Consider the following 22559-nt stretch of genomic DNA (forward strand, 5'->3'; position numbering starts at 1 on the left):
CCCCACCGGGTCAAGTTTTCCGTTGATCGTGCAATCATCACCCTCATACATAACAGTCCGGTCGGAAACGGCCGGACTGTTTATTGTGGACGGAAACGTCCGTGGATGAGGACCGTATGTGGCTGTTATGTGTGACGGAACGAGGCAGGCGTGAATACAGGTTTCGAAGGAAAGAAGGAGGACGGGGGAATGACTCGGCGTTTCACGGCACCGGTGGCGGTGCATCTGTTGATGTTCCGGGGAGAGGAAGTGCTGCTTCTGCGCCGGCGAAACACCGGATATGAAGACGGAAATTACAGTGTGCCCGCCGGTCATCTGGACGGCGGCGAAACGGTGAAGGAGGCGGCGGTCCGGGAAGCGAGGGAGGAAGTCGGGGTACGGATCGACCCGGAGGATGTCAGTTTGGTTCACGTGATGCACAGGCGGGAGGGGAAGGAGGAACGAATCGACTTCTTTGCGGAAGTTCGCCGTTGGGAAGGAGAGGTTGTCAACAAGGAGCCGGAAAAATGCGATGATCTTCGCTGGTCGGGAAGCGACGATCTGCCGGAAAACGTGATCCCCTACATCCGCAGGGCTCTGGAGTGTCACCGAAAAGGGATTTGGTTTGACAGCTTCGGGTTTGACGGGCAAGCAAAATGATCCGTCGCGCAGGAAAACCGGTATCGCGGACAGAACATCGACAAGGGACACATCAAAGATCAAGGGAGAGATGGCTGGGTGTATCAGGTGAAAATCTTCACCGAGTCGGACACGCGGACGCTGGAAACGAGAATCAATCAGTTTCTCAAGCAGTTTGATCAAAACGGCTATGAACTCCTGGACATCAAGCTCTCCGCAACGGACTACCTCAAACCGGGAGGCGGAAATCCCTACAAGTGCACCGCGATGATCATCTACCGGGGATGAACGGAAGCCAAAGAGGGGACCGGCGGTCAAGGTCTTCAAGCTGAAGCTTCGTGGGACGGGGCAGAGAAGAAAAAAGATGAAACCGGGGTGTGGTTGCATCACGCCCCGGTTTGTTTTTTTCTTAGCCATGCGGCCAGACCCATGTTGAGAAATCCGCCCAACAGGGCCACCAGCAGGAGTCCCTGGCCCAATCGGACGTAGAAAGATCCGCCGGCCTGGATGTCGGCATGAAAGATGAGCGCACCGAACAGATCCAGCTTGACGGAAGGCCACCCCTGCATGCTGCCCACCGTGGCGTAGAGAAAGCTCCCGGCAATGATCAGGACGAACAGCAGGATGGCTCCCGAAAGGAACGGCATGATCAGGGAATGCTTTTTCATCGGTCAGTCCTCCTTTCCGGGTGCGGCTTCCCGAACGGACTGTTTGATGACCGCGAGGAGCTTCAGGGAGCTCCTGATTTTTTTTCCGTCGGCCATCGGAGGAACCAGGGAAAACAGATGAACTCCGAATGCCGCCACCGGAAGCCATGCGGCATATTCCCCGGAGACGGGAATGATTCCGGTGAGGACGGCGATCGCCAGAAGAACGGCACACAAGCCCGGCACAAGAGGGCCGGCCAATGAAATGATCAATTCATCCCGGGGAGGTCTCATTTTGTGGACGATCTGCAAATACCCCGGTTTGGTGCAGAAAAACGCCTGCTCCCGGGGAGTAGAGACCCGAAAGAACGCGACGGCATGTCCCGTTTCGTGGAGAATCAGACCCAGATACAGAGAAACGGTGAAGAAAACGGCTTCCTGAAGATTCATCAGGTTCAGGGCCGAAAGAAATCCGCAAATCAGCGCGGCGATCACCAGCAATTGAATGCCCAGTGAACGCAGGACGGCGCCCGTGATGGTTCGCAGGATGCCGAACCATCCCCCGTCGCGCGTCAGAGAGATTCTGTGGCGGATGCCGGTCAGAGGAGCCTGCAGTGTTCGAAGCAGGACGAGCATCCTCAGAAGCTGGTTCTGAAGACGGACGGTGAGCGGAGGTTTCCGGAAGTTGAGCAGATATTCACGGTTCAGATGGGCCATCGTTTCGATCAGATCCGCTTGCACCTCGGCGTCCGGCCATCCGTACCGTTCGCATACCGTCCGGACGATTTCCGCGATGCTGCGCTTCCCGTCCACTTCGCCGAGCAAGACCTGTCCCGTTTCATTGACGGGGTGCAGGATGTCCAGTGCGGCGTCAAAGATGTGCCCTTCGCGGAGTTCCACCTGTTCCGGCCAGACCGGAACGGAATCGGGACGGATCATGACGTTTCCCTCCTTGTCTCGATCGTGGCGGAAGCAAACCAGAAAAATGTCACGAGCACGCAGGTGACAACCAAGCTCCATGCGGGGGATTCGGGATCCCACAGAGAATTGGTGAGCAGATACAGCGGCACGCTCATCACCAGAAACACCAGATGCAGCATCAACAGACCCGTGGCCGACTTTTGACTGACGGGGAAAGCGGTTCCCGCGAAAAAGGCCGTGGCATGGATCAGGGCGGTGTAGGCGAGCAGGCGCAACCACCCGTCCGCTCCGAACGGTGTGAGACCGGCCAGCCGGATGAGGAGATCTGCCGAGACGGCCGTAAACAGCGGGCCGAGCACCAGATACACCAGCATTTTGCCCGTGATTCTCACATGTGGTTCCACCGGCATCCAAAGGCCCGCATCATGGGTCCGATGATGCGACCGCAAAGGATATATGCTCAAAAAATAAGGCAAGCCGTAGAAAACCACGGAAGAAAAGACGATGCCCAGCATGGCTCTCAGCGGGTCTTCCGCCAACCGGATCGCCTGGCCGCCCAAAAGCAAAAGCAGCAGGAACAGACCGGTGTACAGATGGGTTTCCATGTCACGGCTCCACTGTTTGAGCTCCAGAGAGGTGAATGCCATGACCGGACGGCGGGAAAACGGCAGACGTGCAAGCGGCCTCCAATGGGATGAAGGTTCGTGGGGCGGGTCTTCCCGGAGAACTAGGTGCCGAAGGATCCATCCCCCGATCAGGGCCCACACGGCCAAACCGGCGGCGGCCAGCGGATCCCCCTGAAGCAGGGTTCGGACAAAGAGAGAAGGCGGGAACCAGACCGCGGCATCGGGCGGGAAGAAAAACGCCAGCGCTCCGATGAGCATCAGCCCGGCCGTCAGCATGGCCGAATGCCAGGCGCGTTCGGATGCCAATCCGCTTCTCAGGGACAGCATCCGTACTCCTCGACGAAGCACGTACTGGAACACGAGCGCCCAAACACCTGCCGCCGTCATCAGGAGGAGATGGAGCGGAAGGGACATCAGCCGGATCCCGTTGCCCAGCGGACCGGTCAAAACCAGGAGAATCGGCCAGAAGAGCAGGACGATGATCAGCAGTTCCAGGAGAAGTCCCGGCAACATCAGGCCCATGGCCTGAACCGAACGGGAGATCGGAAGCGTTTCCAGCATCCGGCTGCTGATTCCTCCGTACAGGATCCAATGAAGAAAAAGAACGGTGGCCAGAAAAATCAGGCCGAATGAGACCAAGGAAAAGTTGTTCAGCATCATCGAGGCGGTTTCTCCCGCCAGTCCGCCGGGCAGCATCGACAGCTGCTCCCGGGTGGAGGAAAACACATATGCGGACAAGGCACCCGCCGCGACAATCAGAACCACCGGCGTCATTCCCAGAAGCGGAGAGGAAGCGACCAACGTCTTCCAACGGTTTCTCCACATTTTGAAGAGAAGACTACCAATCAGCCAGGATGCCATCCAGATCCCCCGCTTTCCGTCCGGCGTCCGTCAGTTTCAGGTACACTTCTTCCAATGTGGACGAGTCGGTAATTCTGAGCAGCTCTTCCGGTTCCCGGTCCGTCAATTTGTGACCGCGGTGGATCAGACAAACCCGATCACACAGGTCCCGGGCGAAATCGAGCTGATGGGTGGAAAGGAGGATGGCCGTTCCCTTGTCCCTGAGTCGTTGCAACAACTGTTTGAGCAGAATCACGGAGTCAGGATCCAGCCCGGTCGTCGGTTCGTCCAGGATCAACAGCTTCGGCCGGTGAAGCAGTGCCGCCGCGAATTGAACTTTTTTCTTCATCCCGTGGGAATATCCGCGGAGCAGACGTTGTCTGGCATGTTCCAAACCGAAGAGTCGGATCCACTCGCCGATGGTTGAAGCGGTTTGCTCCTTGGGAATCTTCCGGAGAGCCGCCACGAAGTCAAGAAATTCATCCGCGGTGAGATCCTCCGGGAGATCGTCCGCATCCGGAACAATGCCGGCCCGGTGTCGGGTGAGCAAAGGCTGATCCGCCAAATCTTCTCCGAACACCCGGATGTTGCCGTCATCCGGTCTGGAGAGTCCGGTGATCATGCGAATGGTCGTGGTTTTCCCGGAGCCGTTGGGGCCGAGCAAGCCCAGGATTTCCCCGGGGTGAAGATGGAGGGACAATGACTGAACCGCCACGTTGCCTCCATATGTTTTTGTGACATTTTCCAGACAAAGAACGGGTTGGGTCACCGAAGACGCCTCCGTTTCTGTCGTTTGGCCGTCGGGGCCAAAAAGAAAAAAGACTTCCCCGGTCAGGGGAAATTTTGTATAATCGTGTAAAGGCTGAATATCTGGAATCCGTCCATCGATTGTGGGCGGATTTTTTTACGGCAGGTCGCAGCCGACTTTCACGTAGCCGTTGCCCAGGTTGATCTCGGCGACGAAGTCTCCGCCTTTCATCAGGCAGTAGACGTAAGCGCCTCCGACTGCGATGAGGACAGCCATCGAAAGGACGAACCATTCCGTCACTTCATGCACGGACAGGTTTTTCTCGACCTGAACCATCGGTTTGCTGTAGGTCATCCCGTTCGCCTCCTTTCACGGTTCCTGACCGGGGTTCATCATAAATATATTGAATATTTGATGGCTTGTAAAATATCAAATGGAATCGAATTCTGTCGTTTTTTGCGGTAAAGCGGTTGCACACGTTTGTTTTCTCTGATTCTCGATTAATATTTACAATATTTTAAATCATGTAAAAACTGGTACTCGGTTGGAGTTATGGGAAATGGTACCGTTTTCAAAGGACAAAGGCTTCCGGTCATCCCGGAAGCCTTTGTGTTGTTTTTTCGCGGGGGTTCTTTTTCCGGCGACCCGGAGAGCCGTGTGACATGGCTTCCATTCGGATCGCGGCAAGGGCATCGTGGCAAGGGCGCGGGAAACGGTCACTCCCTGATCAGCGTCAGGGTGATTTCCCGGGTGGCTTTGGCGATCGCTTCACCGTCGTTTTTGAAAATGGCGGATTTGTTTTCTTCCGAAGGTTCGACGCGAATGCGGATGGTGTTGGAACCGGGATTCAAGCTGACCGGATGGGAGAAGCTCATGTCGTCCTGAATGCTGACGCGCTGTCCGTTGATGGTGAGCACCCCTTCCTTGATCGCGTTGCCGGACAGCGTGACGGTTTCTTGCGAGACGGTTTGGCCGTCGGTGTGCGAGGTGATCACCACCGGCATGTCAATCCAGCGCAAGATGCGGTCTTCCACTACCATGCGGTTGCCGCCCTGGTTGGTGACGGTGATGTTCAGATCGGTCCCGATCGCGCCGTATCCGTACAGGCTGACATCATCATCATCCGGGATGTGCGGGGTGTGGTCCGCAAGACCTTCCTGGTCCCAGGTGCCGTTTTTGACATATTTGTAGGTGATCGTTTCTCCTTCCGGGATTTCCGTGGTGAACGTGTAATCCGGAGAGACCGCTCCGGCGCGGGTCATTTCCCAAGCCCCCGTGTTCCAGCCGTTGCGGCTGTTCGGAATGGTCAGCTTCACGTTTTGCGGTGTGTAGTCGGGAACCCGAACCTTGAACGTGACCTGGACCATCACCAAGTCCGGAGTGACGGACACTTCATCCGACACGATCGCATTTCCCCATCGATCATACACTTTCACCCGGTACCGGTAAGCGGTTCCGTTGGACACATCCAAATCCCTGAAAGTGGTCTGCTGCGGGTCCCAAAGACGTGCGATCTCCTTTCCGTTTCGCAGAATCACGGTAAGAAACGGATCGCGGGGATGGATGAGCGTCCACGCAAGACTGACCTGTCCGGACTCCTGCTGCGGTTGGCGGAGATTCACGCCGTCGGCGGGAGGATCGGAATCATCTCCCTTGTGATAGGTGACCGTTCGGGTTTCACCGGTTTTCCAAGTCCGTCCCGAATCGCTGGAAAAAGCAAACCGCAATGTGTACTCACCCGGTTCGAGGGGAACGAAGGAGGCCGAGAAGAAGCCCGCGTTCCCGCTCTGGCCGGCATATGCCGCTTCCGCCTGTGTCCATTCCGAAGATCCGGGGACTTGGATTTCCAGCCGGGCCGTGATTCCTTCTTCCAGATCACGAGGCGTCGCATTGTCCACCACAAGCTCGGCCGTCACGGTTTGGGGCTTGGACAGGTCCAGCACTCCGCCGGCAAGATCTCCCGTCAACCGGATGGTGTGATTGCCGGAGGTGAGCGGAATGTGCGGGACGGCGGAGATGGTCGTTTTGTCCGATTCGTTGCCCCGTGCGTCAACGGCGGTGACGGCAAATTCGTACTTGCGGCCGTTGTCCAGCTGCTTCAAGGTGATGCTCCGGTTCTTGGTGACGGCCACCTCCTGGTAAAGTCCGCCGCTGACGGTGGTGACATACACCTTGTATTTCGGCGCCGAACCTTTCCAGCTGAGGGTCACTTCTCCGTTTCCTTCCCGGACGTTCAGGTCCTTCACGGGGCGGGGAGGTTGGGTGACGTGATCGGCGATCCACAACTGTCCGGCGAGCGGCGGCAGGGTGAGCCGGATCTCGCCGTTATTTACGGTCGTATGGGAACCGGTCGACAGTCGGTCTTTGAAACGGGTGCCGTTTCCGGCGAACTTTTGCATGTCGATCATGATCGTTTGCGTCGTCGATCCGCGGTTGACGGCGACGATGGCAGCCTGACCGTCCCGTTTTCGTCCGATCACCAGAATGTCGCCGGATGCATGCAAGATGCGGGTATCGCCCAGAGCGAGCAGGGATTGGAACTGCTTTCGAATTTGTCCCAGCTGTCGGTAGTGGGCGAGCAGGTCCCGGTGTTCATTGCCCCAGGGATAGGGGCGCCGGTCATCGGGATCTTTGGAACCCGTCAATCCCGCTTCATCCCCGTAGTAGATCGTGGGAGCACCGGCAAAGCCCATTTGCAGGAGAGAGGCCAGTTTCATCCGGCGAATGCCCAGCTCATGGTTGTACTTGGGATCATCTTCCGCCCGTTCATGGGAATCGGTGCCTCCTCCGAGCAGGAACACCGCCCGGGCCGTGTCATGTGAACCGATCAGATTCATCATGGCATGCCATGATTCGGAGGGATAATCCTCCCGAATCGCTTCAAGCTGTTCGGCCACCTTTTCTGCATGTCCGTTTCTGAGCAAATCCAACACGGCATCGCGGAACCGGTAGTTCATCACGGAGTCGAACAGATCCCCGAGAAGATACTTGGAGGCATCGTCCCAGATCTCGCCGAGGATGATCGGATCGGTCTTTTTCTCCTTTTTCAATTCCTTGCGGAACTCCCGCCAAAATTCCGGATCCACCTCGTTGGCCACGTCCAGTCTCCAGCCGGAAGCGCCGCGTTTCAGCCAGGTTTTGGCGACGGAATCTTTGGCGTACATGATGTAGTTCGCAAAAGACCGGTTGTTCAGCTCCGACGGGTGATCCGTTGCATCCCCGGGCACGGAGGCGATCTCCGGCAGAGAATCGAATCCCCACCAGGCTTGGTATTTGTACACGCCGTTTTCTTTCCGGTTTTCGATGCGGAACCAGTTGTGGAAGCCGTAAGGGCTGAATTCCTGCCCTTCGGCGCGGAGCTGTTGTTCGACGCGTTTTTTGGCTTCCTCTTCGGGCATGCCGGTATTGACCAGGTCATAGACCCGGGACCAGTATTCGTAGGCACCCACCGTTTTGTACTTGCCGTACCGGTCAAAATAAATCGAATCATCTCCGACATGGTTGAACACGCCGTCCAGAATCAAGCGCATGCCGCGCTTTTTCAGTTCCTTGACAAATGCGTTGAATTCTTCCGGAGTGCCGAACATCGGGTCGATTTGCGTGTAGTCGGTGGCGTCGTATTTGTGGTTGGAAGCGGCGTGGGCGATCGGATTGAGATAGAGCACGTTGACACCCAGCGATTGCAAATAATCCAACTTTTTGCGGATGCCTTCGATGTCTCCGCCGAAAAAGTCGTTGCTCCAGATTCCGTCTCCGTCATATCCTTCACGGTCCGCCAGCCGGGGATTGTCCGGAAGGCTGTCCCAGGACCGGAGTTCGATCGGTTCCGAACCGCGGGCATTGTTTTTGGCCCGGTCATTGGACGGATTGCCGTTGAAGAAGCGGTCGGGGAAGATCTGATATATTACGGCGTTTTTCATCCAGTCCGGCGTTCGATAGGAAGGGTCAAAGACCGTCAGTTGGAACAGTGCGGCGTGACTGTCGGCGGGCTGTCCCGTGCGGCCTTGATCGGCGTCTTCGCCGTATTCTTTCACCGCATCTCCGTCACGCACGATGAATTTGTAACCCCATACGCCCTTTTCCTCCGGCTTCACCACGGCTTCCCAGAAATCGACCGGCATTCCGTCCACTTCGGCCCATCCCGCTTTGGTCATGTCGACGAGCTTGCTGTTGCCGGTGGTCTGGTTGCGGAGCAGCAACCGGGCATGGGTCAGGTCCCCTTTCTTGGCCCGCAACCGGATCCGTACGCTTTTGCCTGCTTCAACGGCGCCGAACGGGGAGCGATAGAGGGGATCCCAGGTGTCGTGGTACAGGGCGGATGCGGTGACGGAACCGTCGGGAACACCGGGATCATAGTCGGTATACACCGCTTTGGTTGCGTAATGGAAGAAGAAGGTGATCCTGCTTTCCGACAGCACGTTCAGCACGAAGTTTTCCGCCGGATAGGAGGGAGCGGACCAGTTGTTGCCCAGCACCACCTTGAATTGGTGGGTTCCTTTGGGAACATCGGCCGTCAGCGTGTATATTCCGTCACGGTCGGGGTCTTCCATGAGCGCGGTGGATTCCTCCGGAGACCAGTCTCTTCCGGCACCGATGTCGGGCTGCAGGTCGCCGACGATGCGGGGTTTGCGTTCGTCGGGCAACGGAACATGAACGGTCACGATCCGTGTGTTGTCGTTATAGGCAAACGTGACTTCGGAGGGCCATTCCAGGATCAGTTTGTAATTGGCGCCGCCCGCTTCACCGCCGATTCCGTAGTTTTCGTCCCACGATCCGTTCACCGCGATCTTGTATTCATAGGTTCCCGCGGGAAGGGAGGCGCGGAGTTCATACTTGCCGTCTCCTTTGGGAGTCATCACGGTGGCGGGATCGGCCGGATTCCACTCTTCTTCTCCGCCCAGTTCATCCTGCAGATTTCCGACCAGCGTGATGGTTCTGCCGTCGGCAAGGGCAGGTTCGGTCAAGCTGAATGAAACCGTTTGCACAAACAGCGAAAACAAACACAGCCATGTGAAAAAACGCCTCATGAAGAAAACAGATCCTCCTTTCAGTCTTTGAAAATGAAATCGGTTGCGCTATACAATTCTGTTATATCATAATGTAATGATTCTTATAAATAGTTTTGTCGTCGGTGGTCTTCGCGGATGGCACACGGCTTGAAAACTCTTCGGAATGAAGCGCGCACGGTGGGGATGCGTCATCACGCATTCATCGGTCATCTTTCCCGTCTATGAACGAAAGACATATGGAAGAAAGGAGATTCATATGATGAAGGGACAAGCGTGAACAGAAGGAGGAAAACGGGATGAGACGGAACGCTTGGGCCAAAATGGTCGGGCAACACGTGGAGAGCCTGAAATCCCAGTATCTGTTTGTTTCCGTGTTGTTTTTGATGGGAGTGATCTTCGGCGCGGTGATCGTCAACAGTTTGGATCCCGCGCAAAAGGAAGGGTTGCTCGGCTACCTGAGTCACTTTTTCGAAGGACTGGTCAGGGATTCCATCGCCGAATCGGGAGTTGCATTCCAGCATTCGTTCGGCGATCATTTGAAAACGGTGGGGTTGATGTGGATTCTGGGGTTGTCGGTGATCGGCATTCCGGTGCTCTTGCTTCTGATCTTTCTCAAGGGGCTGGTGATCGGTTTCACGGTGGGGTTTCTGGTGAATCAGCTTGCCTGGGAAGGCTTGTGGTTTTCCTTTGTGGCGGTGGTTCCCCAAAACCTGCTGGTGATTCCCGCGATGATCATCATTGCGGTGGCGGGCCTCCGATTTTCGACGGTGCTGGTCAAGAACCGGTTGATCCATCACCGGGGAGCCATTTACCCTGAATTCGTCTCTTTCTCTCTGCTGGTCACGTCCATGGCGGCGGTTCTTCTGTTCTCTTCCCTGTTCGAAGCGTACGTTTCACCGGTCATGATGAAAAGCGTGGTACCGGACGTGGAAACGGTTCGCGCATTGATCCGGTGAACCTGTCAACCTTGGAAAAATGGAATGATTCTCACCTGATAGTGTCTATCATTTGGTTTGACTTGCCCCTCTTTCCTCCCATATAATGTTTTCAGACAGAGCAGGGGGGTGTCATTGGTGGAAGATCGGGTCAATCAAATCAAACAAATGCTTTCCTCCCACAACTACAAATTGACCCCCCAACGGGAAGCGACGGTCCGAGTGCTTTTGGAGAACGAAGAAGCCCATCTGAGCGCGGAGGATGTCTACCTGTTGGTCAAGGAGAAGGCGCCGGAGATCGGGCTGGCCACGGTGTACCGGACACTGGAGCTCCTTTCCGATCTGCGGATCATCCACAAACTCAATTTCGGGGACGGCGTGACCCGATACGAGTTTCGGGCGGAAGGCGCGGAGCACCATCATCACCATCTGATCTGCCTGCACTGCGGAACGGTTGATGAAATCATGGAAGATCTTTTGGGTCCGATCGAAGAACGGGTGGAAAAGGAATTCGACTTTCAAATCGTGGATCATCGCCTGACATTCCACGGGATCTGCTACCGATGCAAGGGAAAGGTGACGGATCACGGAAAACTGGCGGGCTCCAAGGTGACGTAAGATTCGGGAACCGGATCTTGCGTCTTTTTTGTTTTAAAAAGATCTTTGAACAGCAAGCTAAGAATGTTATGATATGGTTGGTTCAAGGAGGGAGTTGCATCATGATCATCGGTGTGCCGAAAGAGATCAAAAACAACGAAAACCGCGTGGCCATCACTCCCGCGGGGGTGGATGCGCTGATCCAAGCGGGGCACGAAGTCATCATAGAGACGGGAGCCGGTATTGGAAGCGGTTTCACGGACGAGCAGTATGAAAAGCATGGAGCCCGTATCATGCCGTCCGCGGCCGAAACCTGGCAAAACGCGGAAATGATTCTGAAAGTCAAAGAGCCGCAACCGTCCGAATATCAGTACTTCCGCAAGGATCTCATCCTGTTTACCTATCTCCATCTGGCCGCGGAGCCTGAATTGACCCGCGCCTTGATGGACTCGGGCGTGGCGGCCATCGCATACGAGACGATTCAGCTCGACAACGGAGCCCTGCCGCTTCTCACCCCGATGAGTGAAGTGGCCGGCCGGATGTCCGTGCAGATCGGTGCGCAGTTCCTGGAGAAATCCAAGGGCGGCAAAGGCGTGCTGTTGGGCGGCGTTCCGGGAGTCCTGCCGGGCGAAGTGGTCATCATCGGCGGCGGCGTGGTGGGAACCAACGCGGCGAAAATGGCCATGGGCCTGGGGGCCAACGTCACGTTGCTGGACGTGAATCCGGATCGTCTGCGTCAGCTGGAGGACCTGTTCGGCGGCCGCTTGCGCACGCTGATGTCCAACAGCTACAACATTGCGGAATCCGTGAAAAAAGCGGACTTGCTCATCGGTGCCGTTTTGATCCCGGGTCGTCGCGCTCCGCGTCTGGTGACGGAGGAAATGGTCAAGGCCATGCAACCGGGTTCGGTGATCGTCGACGTGGCCATCGACCAAGGCGGTTCCATCGAGACGATTGACCGTGTGACGACGCACAGCGATCCCACCTATGTGAAACACGGCGTGGTTCATTACTCCGTCGCCAACATGCCGGGTGCCGTGCCGCGCACGTCCACCATTGCCCTGACCAACGTGACCATTCCGTATGCCGTCCGGATCGCCTCGAAAGGTCTGGAGAAGGCCGTGGCGGAAGACCGCGCGTTGGCGCGTGGCGTCAACGTGTACAAGGGAGCGGTTACATATCAGGCCGTGGCCGAGAGCCTGGGGCTTGAATATGTGGATCTGCAAACCGTCATGAACGCTTGATCATTCCGGGCGTTTTATCCGGAATATGCGAACGCCCTTTGCCATAAGGTTGTACCATGAAACATCCGTGGGCAAAGGGCGATTCGCATGATCATTTCGCTGAGAAGGATCAGGAGCTGGCTTCGGTTCCTGTTTCTGTTCGTTCTGTTCACATTGCTTCTATATCAATTGTTCCGGTTCGTTTCACCGTTGTTTGAACCGGATTACATGTACAGGGAACCTTCCGGAGGCGCGATCAAAGTGTTTGCCCATCAAGGAGACGGGGAACATCGGAGAACGCTGACGGAAGAGATCGCCGGGCGCTTGTTTCTCTTTTATCGCATCGGGGAATGAAAGAATGAAAACAAGCTGTTGAGGCGCTCTTTTTTTTTCCTGTTTTTTCGGGAGGTGAGTGTGTGATGAAACGGTTTTCGCGAATCGCGTTGATCGTGCTCGACAGCGTGGGCATCGGTGAGTTGCCGGATGCCGCCCTTTATGGTGACGTCGGAACCCACACGTTGGGAAACACGGCCCGGCATCGGGGCGGGCTGAAACTTCCGCATCTTCAACGGCTCGGTCTGGGGAACATCGTTCCCGTCGAAGGCGTTCATCCGGTGGATGGACCGGAAGCCCATTACGGCAAAATGGCCGAGATCTCCAAGGGAAAAGACACCACCACCGGTCACTGGGAATTGATGGGGATTGAAACGGACAAGCCGTTCAAAACCTGGCCCGAAGGGTTTCCCGCGGAACTGATCGAAGTGTTCGAGCGGAGAACCGGACGGAAAGTGATCGGCAACAAACCGGCGTCCGGGACGGAGATCATCAAAGAGCTGGGCGAAGAGCACATGAAGACCGGTGCGCTGATCGTTTACACTTCGGCGGACAGCGTGTTTCAAATTGCCGCTCACGAAGAAGTGGTGCCGCTTGATGAGCTGTACCGCATCTGTGAAATCGCCAGGGAGCTCACGCTCGATGAGCGGTATTCGGTGGTACGGGTCATCGCCAGACCGTTTGTCGGAGAGCCCGGCCATTTCGTGCGAACGGCCAACAGGCGGGATTATTCGGTCAAACCGCCCGCCAAAACGGTGCTCAACGCTCTGGCGGAGATCGGCAAGGACGTGATCGGCATCGGAAAGATTTCGGATATTTATGCGGGGGAAGGAATCACCCGTTCCATCTCTTCCAAATCCAACATGGACGGCGTGGACAAGTTGCTGGACGTGCTGAATACGGACTTTGACGGGTTGGCATTTCTGAATTTGGTCGATTTTGATGCCAAATACGGTCACCGACGCGACCCCGACGGGTATGCCCGGGCGCTGGAAGAGTTTGATGCGCGGGTGCCGGAAATTTTGGACGCGCTGGGGGACGATGATCTGCTCATCATCACTGCCGATCACGGCAACGATCCCACTCACCACGGAACCGACCACACCCGGGAATACGTTCCGTTGCTGGTTTGGTCACACGCTTTGTCCCGTCCCGGGAACTTCCTCGGCGTCCGCGGCACCTTTGCCGATGTGGGCGCGACGGTGGCGGAAAATTTCGGTGCCGCCATGCCGGTGATCGGCCGAAGCTTTTTGGGAGAGTTGCGTTGAACGCATGATTCGGACTTGTTTCTCGACTTGGATGGATTCCGCTTGTTGAAAGGAGAGATTGGCATGAGCACGCGGCTGAAGATGTCGGAAGCCGCCCGCCACATCACCGGGCGGATTTCGGTGCGCCCGAAAATCGGACTGATTCTCGGTTCCGGTCTCGGCGTGCTGGCCGAAGAGTTGGAAGGAGCGGTTCGCATCCCCTACGGAGACATCCCGCATTTTCCGGTGTCAACCGTGGAAGGGCACGCGGGTGAACTGGTGATCGGCACGCTGGAGGGGAAACCGGTCGTGGTCATGAGCGGCCGCTTCCATCTGTATGAAGGACACGATCCGGCAAAAGCGGCTTTCCCCATCCGGGTCATGAAAGAGATCGGCGTGGAGACCGTGTTGGTGACAAATGCCGCGGGCGGCGTGAACGAATCGTTTGAACCGGGTGATCTGATGATCATCAATGATCACATCAACCTGATGTTCCGCAATCCGTTGATCGGTCCGAACGATGACGAGCTGGGGCCGCGTTTCCCCGACATGTCGACCGCCTATGATCCGGAACTCAGGAAGCTTGCCCGAAACGTTGCGGAAGCGGAAGGCATCGCCATTCGGGAAGGCGTGTATGCCGCGGTGTTGGGGCCGTCATATGAAACGCCTGCGGAGATTCGCATGATTCGCAAGATCGGAGGGGATGCGGTCGGCATGTCCACCGTGCCGGAAGTGTTGGTCGCCCGTCATGCGGGGATCCGGGTGCTCGGCATCTCCTGCATCTCCAACATGGCGGCGGGCATTCTTCCGCAGCCGCTCACCCATGAAGAAGTCATGGAAACCACCGGGCGTGTGAAAGCCACGTTCATTCGTCTGGTCAAGGGAATCATTCGCGAGTTGTGAACAGGGGGTGCCTGGATGAACATCATGGACAAAATCGCGGAAGCCAAAAGCAAAATCGCTTCACTCACCACCCACCGCCCGGAAATCGGTCTGATTCTCGGTTCCGGTCTTGGAGATCTCGCCGAAGAGATCGAAGACGCCGTCAAGATTCCGTACAGCGAGATTCCGCATTTTCCGAAATCAACCGTGGCCGGTCACGCCGGCCGACTGGTGATCGGCAAGCTCTCCGGGAAGACCGTCGTTGCCATGCAGGGACGGTTCCATTTCTACGAAGGTTACAGTCAGCGTGAAGTGGTATTCCCGGTCTATGTGATGAAGGCGCTGGGCGTGCAAGTCTTGATCGCCACCAATGCCGCCGGTGGCATGAACCGCGGTTTCAAGGCAGGAGACCTGATGGTGTTGACGGATCATCTCAACTTTACCGGCTCCAATCCGCTGATCGGTCCCAATCACGAAGAGCTGGGCCCCCGTTTTCCGGACATGTCGGCGGCCTATGACCCGGAGCTGCGCCGGCTCGCCTTCCGGGTGGCGGAGAAGCAAGGAGTCCGGTTGCAACAGGGGGTTTATGCCGCCATCAGCGGGCCTGCATACATGACCCCTTCGGAATTGATCATGCTGAGAAATCTGGGTGGGGACGCCGTGGGCATGTCCACCGCTCCGGAAGTGATCGCCGCACGCCATGCCGGTCTGCGGGTGCTCGGCATCTCCTGCATCACCGACATGGCCATCGGAGAAGAATTGGAGCCGCTCACCCATGAGCAGGTGGTGGAAGTGGCCAACCGGACCAAACCGCTGTTCATGAATCTGGTCAAAGGGATTCTGGCAGAGGTTGAGCTGAAATGAACACATTGGAGATCATTCGCAGAAAACGGGACGGGCACGAATTGACGACCGAAGAGATCCGTCATCTCATCCGGGGTTATACGGACGGAACCATCCCCGATTACCAGATGTCCGCTTGGGCGATGGCCGTTTATTTCCGGGGCATGACGGAACGGGAAACCGCCGACCTCACCATGGCCTTGGTCGACTCCGGCGATCGGGTGGATCTGTCCGGCATCCCGGGGCGCAAGGTGGACAAACACAGCACCGGGGGAGTGGGCGACACAACCACGCTGGTGGTGGCTCCGCTGGTGGCGGCCGTCGGGGTTCCCGTGGCCAAACTGTCCGGACGCGGTTTGGGGCATACCGGCGGAACGGTGGACAAACTCGAATCGTTCCGCGGATTTTCCACCGAGCTGGACACGACGGAATTCATCGAACTGGTCAATCGGACGGGCTTGGCCGTGATGGGGCAGACCGCCCGCCTCACGCCGGCGGACAAACAACTGTACGCGCTGAGGGATGTGACGGCGACGGTGGATTCCATTCCGCTCATTGCCAGTTCCATCATGAGCAAAAAAATTGCCGCCGGAGCCGACGCGATCGTGCTGGACGTGAAAACGGGCGACGGAGCGTTCATGAAGCGCGAGGAAGATGCCGTCCGGCTGGCGGAAGCCATGGTGTCCATCGGCAAACAGGTGGGGCGCACCACCGTGGCGGTTGTCAGTGACATGAGCCAACCTTTGGGATTTGCGGTCGGAAACGCACTGGAAGTGAAAGAAGCGATGGACACGCTCAAAGGTGCAGGACCTGCGGATCTCACCGAGTTGAGCTTGCAGATCGGCGCCAGGATGCTCGTTTTGTCCGGCGCATTCCATGATGCGCAGGCGGCTCGCGAGGCGCTCGTCCGCTGCATGCAAGACGGCAGCGCATTCGCCAAATTCCGCGAGTTCATCGTTGCCCAAAGCGGCGATCCCGGCCAACTGGATGATCCGTCCCTGCTTCCCAAAGCCAAACATGAAATTCCGCTGATCGCGGAAAGCAGCGGATTTGTCACGGAAATTCGCGCCGAGGAAGTGGGACTGGCGGCCATGCGACTGGGGGCCGGCCGGATGACCAAAGCCGACGTGATCGATCATGCCGTCGGCGTCGTCCTGCATCGCAAGGTGGGGGACCCGGTGAAGGCGGGAGACACGCTTGCCACTCTCCATGTCAATCAGACGGCCACGCTGGAAGAAGTCAAAAAGCGCTTGAAAGAGGCCATCGTGATCGGAGAGCGGCGGGTGGAGCCTCCCACCCTCATCCGCTGCATCGTCACGGAAGACGGAATCATTCGTCCCTGACCGGTTGGCAAACATCCGCTCTTGCCGGCCGCGTGCCGGGACGGAACCTTGAAACATGCTGATATTCTCTTTGCTTCCTGCAACCATGGGAAGCACTTTTGCAGCCGGTCACAAGTGGTGACCGGCTTTTTGCGTCCCATGAGGCAGCAGGCACCGGCGATCACTTGAACGCGAAGAAAGGTTTGTGACAAAAAGGGATTTATCTAATAAATCTAATAACAAAATTATTGAAAAACTATTAACTTTACTTATAATTAATATTGTATTTCCATTCCCAATTCATTAAAGGGGGAAATGTATGAAATTCAACCGGTCCCTCGTCGCCTTGTTGTCGACTTCCCTGTTGGTGGGAACGGCGATGCTTTCGCCGCAAGCGCCACGAGCCGATGCGGCACCCGCGCTGGACCAAGGAAAGCATGCTCATGTGGACTGGGCCGTGGTCAACCAGGAGTTGCTGGTCAAAGCGCTTGAAAAGCAAGGCAAGCTTCGCAAAAATGCTTCTCCGCGCGAGATCGAGCGTGCCATCCGGGAATATGTCACCCGGGGACAAAATCCCAACACCCGGACGGACGGCATCGATACGTCCAAAACCTTCGGCAAAAAAGCCTGGAAAGGGCGCAAAGCCGTTCAGGAACGCTCGGCCGAGCGGATTGATGCGATGAAGGAGAACACCCCGGAACGGATTTCCGGCAAGACCAAGCATGTGGACAATGCCGTGGTTGCGCTGATCGAATTTCCGGACTTCCCCCACAACAACATCGAACGGGAGGGGGACGCCCACTTCTGGGTGGAAGATTTCACCCCCGACCACTATCGGAACTTGTTGTTCAACAAAAACGGATTCAAATGGGAAGGACAGAACCTGGTCACCCTGACCCAGTTTTATCTGGAGCAATCCGGAGGCTATTGGGAGGTGGCCGGCAAAGTCACTCCCTGGCTCAAGGCCAAACACAACGCGGCGTATTACGGAGCCCATTACCAAACTCCGGATTATGAGTTGAACGATGTCCGGCCGAGGGAGCTGGTGAAAGAGACTCTTGAGGCCGTCGGTCAGATGATCAAAGGAAATGAGGCGAAATATGACCAACGGGATCCGTACGATCTCGATGGCGACGGAAACGTGATGGAACCGGACGGTATCTTGGACAACCTCATGATCGTTCACTCCGGTATGGGTGAAGAGGCGGGCGGAGGCGCACTGGGCGATGACGCCATCTGGTCGCACCGGTCCGTGATCGGTCCCGAGCCGGTTCCCATTCCGGGGACAAGCCTGAAAGCCTTTGACTACATCATTCAGCCCGAAGACGGAGCCACCGGGGTGTTTGCCCACGAATACGGACACAACCTCGGTTTGCCCGACGAGTATGACATCGGCTACACCGGCACCGGTTCTCCGATCGAATACTGGTCCGTCATGGCCGGGGGAAGCTGGGCCGGGAAGGTGCCCGGAACGGAGCCGACCGGTTTCAGCCCTTGGGCGAAGCTGTTCTTCCGTGAAACGTTTGGCGGCAACTGGCCGACGCCCACCGTCATCGATTTTGAGTCGCTGAAGAACAAGAAGAACGTGAAGCTGAAGGAAGCGGTGGATCCGAACAGCAAGGGGAAACTGCTGAAAATCAACCTGCCGGCCAGGTATGTGGATCCTCCGACCCAACCGAAGGGCACCAAATCGTATTTCTCCACCAAAGGAGATTTCTTGGACACCCGCATGGTTTCACCGGAAATCGATCTGACGGGGAAAACCACGGCGAAATTGGTGTATGATTCCTGGAGGCAGATCGAGGCTGGTTACGATTATCTGTACGTGAATGTGTATGTCGACGGTCAGGCCACTCCGGTGACGGTCAAGGAACATTCCGATGTCACGAACGGATGGGTGAAGGAAGAAGTCGACCTTTCGGCGTTCGCCGGAAAGAAAATCCGGGTGGAATTCCGCTATGTGACGGACATCGCCCTGACGATGGAAGGCTTCTACGTGGACAACATTGCGGTGGAAGCGGACGGGGCGACCTTGTTCAGTGACGACGCGGAAGGAACGCCGAAATTCACGCTGGAAGGATTCAAACTCTTCGACGGTTCCCCGATCCCGTATGACAACTACTATCTGGTGGAATGGCGCACCCACAACGGAGTGGACAAAGGCTTGGCCCATATCCGCCGGAACGACAGCCTCATGGTGTATGATCCCGGCATGTTGGTTTGGTATTATGACGCCCGCTGGGGCGAAGACAACATGACCGGATTGCATCCGGGTGAAGGTTTCCTGGGTGTGGTGGATGCCCATCAACGGGGTCATTACTGGAGCGACGGGAACGTCGGTTCCACCCGCTATCAGGTGAATGACGCCGCGTTCGGCCTCAAGGACACTTCGCCGATCGACATTGTCTATCCGGATTTCTCGATGAAGTATGATCCGCTGCCGGGCGTTCCGTCTTTTGATGACCGTCGCGACTACAGCAGCCCGTTCAATCCGGCCGGAGGAAAACTGCTTCCCGTTCATGGTTTGAAATTGACGGTGAAGCACACCTACAAAAAAGATCGCGAAGTGATGGTCGAAGTTTCCAAAGTGAAACGATGAAGAATTGAATCAGACGGCTTATTGCCGGATTTCCCGCCGATTCGGCCGATTCGTTTGATCCCGCCGATCGGCGGTTTTTTCATGCATCCGGCTTGGCATAATTTCCCGGAACGGCGATCACACTAAGGCTGACAGAACAGGAGGGAAGCCCTGATGCGAAAGAAATTCCATGCCTTGTTGATCGCTGTTTGCCTGCTCATCCCCTTCATCTCGGGTGCCCGTCCCGTTTGGGCCGCTTCGGAACAGGACCTGGCTCCCGACAGTCAGTCCGCCGTGCTGATGGATGCCGGAAGCGGAACGGTCATCTTCGCCAAAAACGAACACAAGCCTTTGCCGCCGGCGAGCATGACCAAAATCATGACCATGCTTCTCGTGATGGAAGCGATCGACCAAGGAAAAATCTCCATGGACGATCAAGTGAGGGTGAGTGAACATGCCGCTTCCATGGGCGGAACGCAGCTGTTTCTGGAACCCGGGGAATCCATGACGGTGCGGGACTTGCTCAAAGGAGTGTCGATCGCCTCGGCCAACGATGCTTCCGTCGCGCTGGCGGAGTTTCTGGGAGGAACCGAAGAGAATTTTGCACGCATGATGAATGAACGGGCACGCGAATTGGGATTGAAGCAGACGCACTTTGTCAATGCCAGCGGACTCCCGGCGGAGAATCACGTGTCTTCCGCCATGGACATGGCCATCATGGCAAGGGAGCTGCTGAAGCATCCCCAAATCACGAAATTCACGGGCATTTACGAGGATTATCTGCGCAAAAACACGGCCAAGCCGTTTTGGCTGGTCAACACAAACAAACTGGTCAAGTTTTATCCGGGCGTCGACGGACTGAAAACCGGATTTACGCAGGAAGCCAAATATTGTCTCACCGCCACGGCGAAACGCGGAAACATGAGGCTGATCGCCGTGGTCATGGGCGTGCCGGACGTCAAAAAGCGCAACCGGCAGGTGATGGGCATGCTGGATTATGCGTTCAATCACTACACCAGCCATTTGCTCTACAAGAAAGGGGATCTGATCGCCGTCCGCAAGATCGACAAGGGAGATCCGGACAAGGTGGCGATTCGTGCCAATCATCCGCTCAGCCTGCTGGTTCGCAAGGGTGAGTCCCCGAGTGAATACACAAAGCGGTTCATTTGGGAGGACATCCGGATTCCCGTCAAGAAAGGGGACCGGGTCGGAACGCTCCGGTTTGAAAAAGACGGCAAAGTCGTGTCCGAACTGGAGCTGGTCAGCAGCGTGAACGTGAAAGAGGCCAGCCTCTGGTCATCCGTTCGCCGGTCGTTGAGAGAATTTCTCTTCCAGCCGGGCGATGCGGAAGCGAAGGAATAACATCGTCATCGTGATGCGACGATGAAGGGAAAAGGGATTCGGGGTGCTTTCCCGAAACGCGGGAAGGCTCCCGAATCCCTTTTTTGACGGGAAAACCGGCAGGAAAGAACAGGAAGATTGTAGAAAACAAGGAAAAAATCAGACAGAAGGGAGCTCCGCTCATGGGCCTGACGCTTCAAGTGAAACATGACCGCCACGTGCTCGTCGTACGCTTGGTGGGGGAATTGGATCATCATGCGTCGGAACGGGTGCGCCAAACCATCGAACAGGAACTGGCCAAGGGATACACCGCCAACCTGGTGCTCAATCTGGCCGATTTGGAGTTCATGGACAGCTCCGGGCTGGGCGTCATTCTCGGGAGATACCGGAAAGTGTCCGAGTTGGGCGGAAAGATGGCCCTCTGCTCCATCCGGCCGTCCGTCGGACGTTTGATGGAAATGTACGGGCTGTACAAGATTCTGCCCGTTTTTGAAGATGAACACAGCGCGATTTCCGCTTGCGGGGTGGCATCATGAGCATTTCGGCAAAAAACTTCATGGAGCTCCGGTTTGCCAGTCGCTCGGAAAATGAAGCGTTTGCCCGGGTGGCCGTGGCATCCTTCGTCTCTCAGCTCGATCCGACGATGGAAGAATTGACCGACATCAAGACGGTTGTTTCCGAAGCCGTCACCAACTCGGTCATCCATGGATACGAAGAAAAACCGGACGGAATCATCCACATTCGCGTCGAGATTGACGGCGCCCGTGTCAGCATCACCATTTCCGATCAGGGAGTGGGTATCGAAGACGTCGAGCGCGCGAAGCAACCCCTGTTCACCTCCAAACCGGAACTGGAACGGTCCGGGATGGGGTTCACGATCATGGAAAATTTCATGGACGAAGTGACGATCCGGTCCGAACCGGGTCAGGGTACCACCGTCCACATGGTCAAATATCTGAAAAGCCGTCAAGAGACGATGGCCAATTGAGGGAAAGCCCATGGACACGGATGTGCGCAACAGCAGACACGGCCATCTGTCCGACGTGGAAGTGAAGGAGCTGATTCGCTCCAGCCAGCAGGGGGATGCTGAAGCCCGAAACCGGTTGGTAAGGCACAACATCCGCTTGGTCTGGTCCGTGGTGCAGCGGTTTTTGAACAGGGGCTATGAAGCGGATGATCTGTTCCAGATCGGTTGCATCGGTCTCCTGAAAGCCGTGGACAAGTTTGACCTGAGCTATGACGTGAAATTCTCCACGTATGCGGTTCCGATGATCATCGGGGAAATCCAACGGTTTCTCAGGGATGACGGCATGGTCAAGGTGAGCCGTTCACTCAAGGAGTTGGCCAACCGTGTACGCAAAACACGCGACGACCTCTCCAAACGGCTGGGGCGCAACCCCACGATTCAGGAAATCGCGGCGGAACTGGGAGTGGAACCGGAAGAGATCGTGTTTGCCCAGGAAGCCAACCGGACTCCGGCCTCCATCCACGAAACCGTCTATGAGAACGACGGAGATCCGATTACCTTGATGGACCAGATTTCCGAGGAGCCGATGACGGAGTGGTTTGACAAGCTGGCGATCCGGGACGCCATTCACAGACTCACGGAACGTGAGAAGCTGATTGTCTATTTGCGGTATTTCAAGGATCAGACCCAATCGGAAGTCGCGCGAAGGTTGGGAATTTCCCAGGTCCAGGTGTCCAGGCTGGAGAAAAAGATCATCGCCAAGATGAGGGAAGATCTCGGAGTGGGGAAAGAAGTTTGATCGATTCGGCAAGCTTCCGTGAATTCCGCTTGCGGGAAATGTCCGTCGTTCGCGGAGTCACCGGGACGGATGCAGCGGAACGC

The 22559-nt window shown here is 56.5% G+C and carries 21 protein-coding genes; 15 read left to right on the forward strand and 6 right to left on the reverse strand.

Annotated features, from left to right (window positions below; genetic code table 11):
- Nucleotides 1–189: 189 nt before the first annotated feature.
- Both EG886_RS05825 and EG886_RS05830 read left to right on the forward strand, forming a co-directional pair.
- Nucleotides 190–639, forward strand: coding sequence for an NUDIX hydrolase (locus tag EG886_RS05825; protein ID WP_124727255.1), 450 nt, complete (start codon nt 190–192; stop codon nt 637–639).
- 78 nt (nt 640–717) lie between these two features.
- On the forward strand, nt 718–906 hold the full coding sequence (locus EG886_RS05830) for a sporulation protein Cse60 (protein ID WP_164491677.1): 189 nt from the start codon (nt 718–720) through the stop codon (nt 904–906).
- Between the two features lie 98 nt (nt 907–1004).
- Here the strand turns inward: EG886_RS05830 and EG886_RS05835 are convergent, their stop codons facing one another.
- The 6 genes from EG886_RS05835 to EG886_RS05860 form a co-directional block, all read right to left on the reverse strand.
- On the reverse strand, nt 1005–1286 hold the full coding sequence (locus EG886_RS05835) for a hypothetical protein (RefSeq protein WP_124727257.1): 282 nt from the start codon (nt 1284–1286) through the stop codon (nt 1005–1007).
- A gap of 3 nt (nt 1287–1289) precedes the next feature.
- Nucleotides 1290–2204, reverse strand: a complete 915-nt coding sequence (locus tag EG886_RS05840) for a PqqD family peptide modification chaperone (RefSeq protein WP_164491678.1) — start codon at nt 2202–2204, stop codon at nt 1290–1292.
- A complete protein-coding gene (locus tag EG886_RS05845) occupies nt 2201–3673 on the reverse strand; it encodes a hypothetical protein (protein WP_124727259.1) in 1473 nt (490 codons plus the stop codon). Before EG886_RS05845 ends, EG886_RS05840 begins: the two co-directional genes overlap by 4 nt.
- Nucleotides 3651–4421: an ABC transporter ATP-binding protein gene (locus tag EG886_RS05850; protein WP_206425347.1), complete on the reverse strand. Its 771-nt coding sequence runs from the start codon at nt 4419–4421 to the stop codon at nt 3651–3653. The genes EG886_RS05845 and EG886_RS05850 overlap by 23 nt, the downstream gene beginning before the upstream one ends.
- A gap of 135 nt (nt 4422–4556) precedes the next feature.
- Nucleotides 4557–4754, reverse strand: coding sequence for a hypothetical protein (locus tag EG886_RS05855; RefSeq protein WP_124727261.1), 198 nt, complete (start codon nt 4752–4754; stop codon nt 4557–4559).
- A gap of 362 nt (nt 4755–5116) precedes the next feature.
- On the reverse strand, nt 5117–9427 hold the full coding sequence (locus EG886_RS05860) for an alpha amylase N-terminal ig-like domain-containing protein (protein WP_124727262.1): 4311 nt from the start codon (nt 9425–9427) through the stop codon (nt 5117–5119).
- A 278-nt stretch (nt 9428–9705) separates the two neighbouring features.
- Between EG886_RS05860 and spoIIM the strand changes: the two genes are divergently transcribed.
- From spoIIM to sigF, 13 genes are all read left to right on the forward strand, one after another.
- Nucleotides 9706–10365 (forward strand): stage II sporulation protein M, encoded by a 660-nt coding sequence (spoIIM, locus tag EG886_RS05865; RefSeq protein WP_241154391.1) that lies wholly within the window; start codon nt 9706–9708, stop codon nt 10363–10365.
- A 117-nt stretch (nt 10366–10482) separates the two neighbouring features.
- Nucleotides 10483–10962 (forward strand): ferric iron uptake transcriptional regulator, encoded by a 480-nt coding sequence (fur, locus tag EG886_RS05870; RefSeq protein WP_124727263.1) that lies wholly within the window; start codon nt 10483–10485, stop codon nt 10960–10962.
- 101 nt (nt 10963–11063) lie between these two features.
- The gene (gene ald, locus EG886_RS05875; RefSeq protein ID WP_124727264.1) at nt 11064–12185 is read left to right on the forward strand and encodes an alanine dehydrogenase; all 1122 of its coding nucleotides are present in this window, start codon (nt 11064–11066) and stop codon (nt 12183–12185) included.
- 87 nt (nt 12186–12272) lie between these two features.
- On the forward strand, nt 12273–12518 hold the full coding sequence (locus tag EG886_RS05880; RefSeq protein WP_124727265.1) for a DUF4227 family protein: 246 nt from the start codon (nt 12273–12275) through the stop codon (nt 12516–12518).
- Nucleotides 12519–12583: 65 nt separating this feature from the next.
- Nucleotides 12584–13765: a phosphopentomutase gene (locus EG886_RS05885; RefSeq protein WP_124728687.1), complete on the forward strand. Its 1182-nt coding sequence runs from the start codon at nt 12584–12586 to the stop codon at nt 13763–13765.
- Nucleotides 13766–13846: 81 nt separating this feature from the next.
- Complete coding sequence (locus tag EG886_RS05890) at nt 13847–14647, forward strand: purine-nucleoside phosphorylase (protein WP_241154423.1); 801 nt, start codon at nt 13847–13849, stop codon at nt 14645–14647.
- A 15-nt stretch (nt 14648–14662) separates the two neighbouring features.
- Complete coding sequence (locus EG886_RS05895) at nt 14663–15490, forward strand: purine-nucleoside phosphorylase (protein ID WP_124727267.1); 828 nt, start codon at nt 14663–14665, stop codon at nt 15488–15490.
- Nucleotides 15487–16812 carry a pyrimidine-nucleoside phosphorylase gene (locus EG886_RS05900; protein ID WP_124727268.1) on the forward strand — a complete coding sequence of 442 codons (1326 nt, stop codon included), beginning with the start codon at nt 15487–15489 and terminating at the stop codon, nt 16810–16812. Before EG886_RS05895 ends, EG886_RS05900 begins: the two co-directional genes overlap by 4 nt.
- A 298-nt stretch (nt 16813–17110) precedes the next feature.
- Nucleotides 17111–19390, forward strand: a complete 2280-nt coding sequence (locus EG886_RS05905; protein WP_124727269.1) for an immune inhibitor A domain-containing protein — start codon at nt 17111–17113, stop codon at nt 19388–19390.
- 153 nt (nt 19391–19543) lie between these two features.
- Entirely contained in the window at nt 19544–20731 is a 1188-nt protein-coding gene (locus tag EG886_RS05910; RefSeq protein ID WP_124727270.1) for a D-alanyl-D-alanine carboxypeptidase family protein, read from the forward strand.
- A 161-nt stretch (nt 20732–20892) separates the two neighbouring features.
- On the forward strand, nt 20893–21246 hold the full coding sequence (spoIIAA, locus tag EG886_RS05915; protein ID WP_206425348.1) for an anti-sigma F factor antagonist: 354 nt from the start codon (nt 20893–20895) through the stop codon (nt 21244–21246).
- Nucleotides 21243–21698 carry an anti-sigma F factor gene (gene spoIIAB / locus EG886_RS05920; protein WP_124727271.1) on the forward strand — a complete coding sequence of 152 codons (456 nt, stop codon included), beginning with the start codon at nt 21243–21245 and terminating at the stop codon, nt 21696–21698. Before spoIIAA ends, spoIIAB begins: the two co-directional genes overlap by 4 nt.
- Nucleotides 21699–21708: 10 nt before the next feature.
- The gene (gene sigF, locus EG886_RS05925; RefSeq protein WP_124727272.1) at nt 21709–22476 is read left to right on the forward strand and encodes an RNA polymerase sporulation sigma factor SigF; all 768 of its coding nucleotides are present in this window, start codon (nt 21709–21711) and stop codon (nt 22474–22476) included.
- Nucleotides 22477–22559 lie beyond the last annotated feature (83 nt).

The organism is Staphylospora marina (genome assembly GCF_003856495.1).
Lineage (GTDB): Bacteria > Bacillota > Bacilli > Thermoactinomycetales > Thermoactinomycetaceae > Staphylospora > Staphylospora marina.

Bases quoted from the DNA above. Each gene is read 5' to 3' on its own strand.
- spoIIAB (WP_124727271.1), top strand. From the start codon at position 21,243: ATGAGCATTTCGGCAAAAAACTTCATGGAGCTCCGGTTTGCCAGTCGC.
- EG886_RS05860 (WP_124727262.1), bottom strand. From the start codon at position 9,427: ATGAGGCGTTTTTTCACATGGCTGTGTTTGTTTTCGCTGTTTGTGCAA.
- sigF (WP_124727272.1), top strand. From the start codon at position 21,709: ATGGACACGGATGTGCGCAACAGCAGACACGGCCATCTGTCCGACGTG.
- EG886_RS05895 (WP_124727267.1), top strand. From the start codon at position 14,663: ATGAACATCATGGACAAAATCGCGGAAGCCAAAAGCAAAATCGCTTCA.
- ald (WP_124727264.1), top strand. From the start codon at position 11,064: ATGATCATCGGTGTGCCGAAAGAGATCAAAAACAACGAAAACCGCGTG.
- spoIIAA (WP_206425348.1), top strand. From the start codon at position 20,893: ATGGGCCTGACGCTTCAAGTGAAACATGACCGCCACGTGCTCGTCGTA.
- EG886_RS05905 (WP_124727269.1), top strand. From the start codon at position 17,111: ATGAAATTCAACCGGTCCCTCGTCGCCTTGTTGTCGACTTCCCTGTTG.
- EG886_RS05855 (WP_124727261.1), bottom strand. From the start codon at position 4,754: ATGACCTACAGCAAACCGATGGTTCAGGTCGAGAAAAACCTGTCCGTG.
- EG886_RS05910 (WP_124727270.1), top strand. From the start codon at position 19,544: ATGCGAAAGAAATTCCATGCCTTGTTGATCGCTGTTTGCCTGCTCATC.
- EG886_RS05900 (WP_124727268.1), top strand. From the start codon at position 15,487: ATGAACACATTGGAGATCATTCGCAGAAAACGGGACGGGCACGAATTG.
- EG886_RS05845 (WP_124727259.1), bottom strand. From the start codon at position 3,673: ATGGCATCCTGGCTGATTGGTAGTCTTCTCTTCAAAATGTGGAGAAAC.
- spoIIM (WP_241154391.1), top strand. From the start codon at position 9,706: ATGAGACGGAACGCTTGGGCCAAAATGGTCGGGCAACACGTGGAGAGC.
- EG886_RS05835 (WP_124727257.1), bottom strand. From the start codon at position 1,286: ATGAAAAAGCATTCCCTGATCATGCCGTTCCTTTCGGGAGCCATCCTG.
- EG886_RS05840 (WP_164491678.1), bottom strand. From the start codon at position 2,204: ATGATCCGTCCCGATTCCGTTCCGGTCTGGCCGGAACAGGTGGAACTC.
- EG886_RS05890 (WP_241154423.1), top strand. From the start codon at position 13,847: ATGTCGGAAGCCGCCCGCCACATCACCGGGCGGATTTCGGTGCGCCCG.
- EG886_RS05825 (WP_124727255.1), top strand. From the start codon at position 190: ATGACTCGGCGTTTCACGGCACCGGTGGCGGTGCATCTGTTGATGTTC.
- EG886_RS05880 (WP_124727265.1), top strand. From the start codon at position 12,273: ATGATCATTTCGCTGAGAAGGATCAGGAGCTGGCTTCGGTTCCTGTTT.
- EG886_RS05885 (WP_124728687.1), top strand. From the start codon at position 12,584: ATGAAACGGTTTTCGCGAATCGCGTTGATCGTGCTCGACAGCGTGGGC.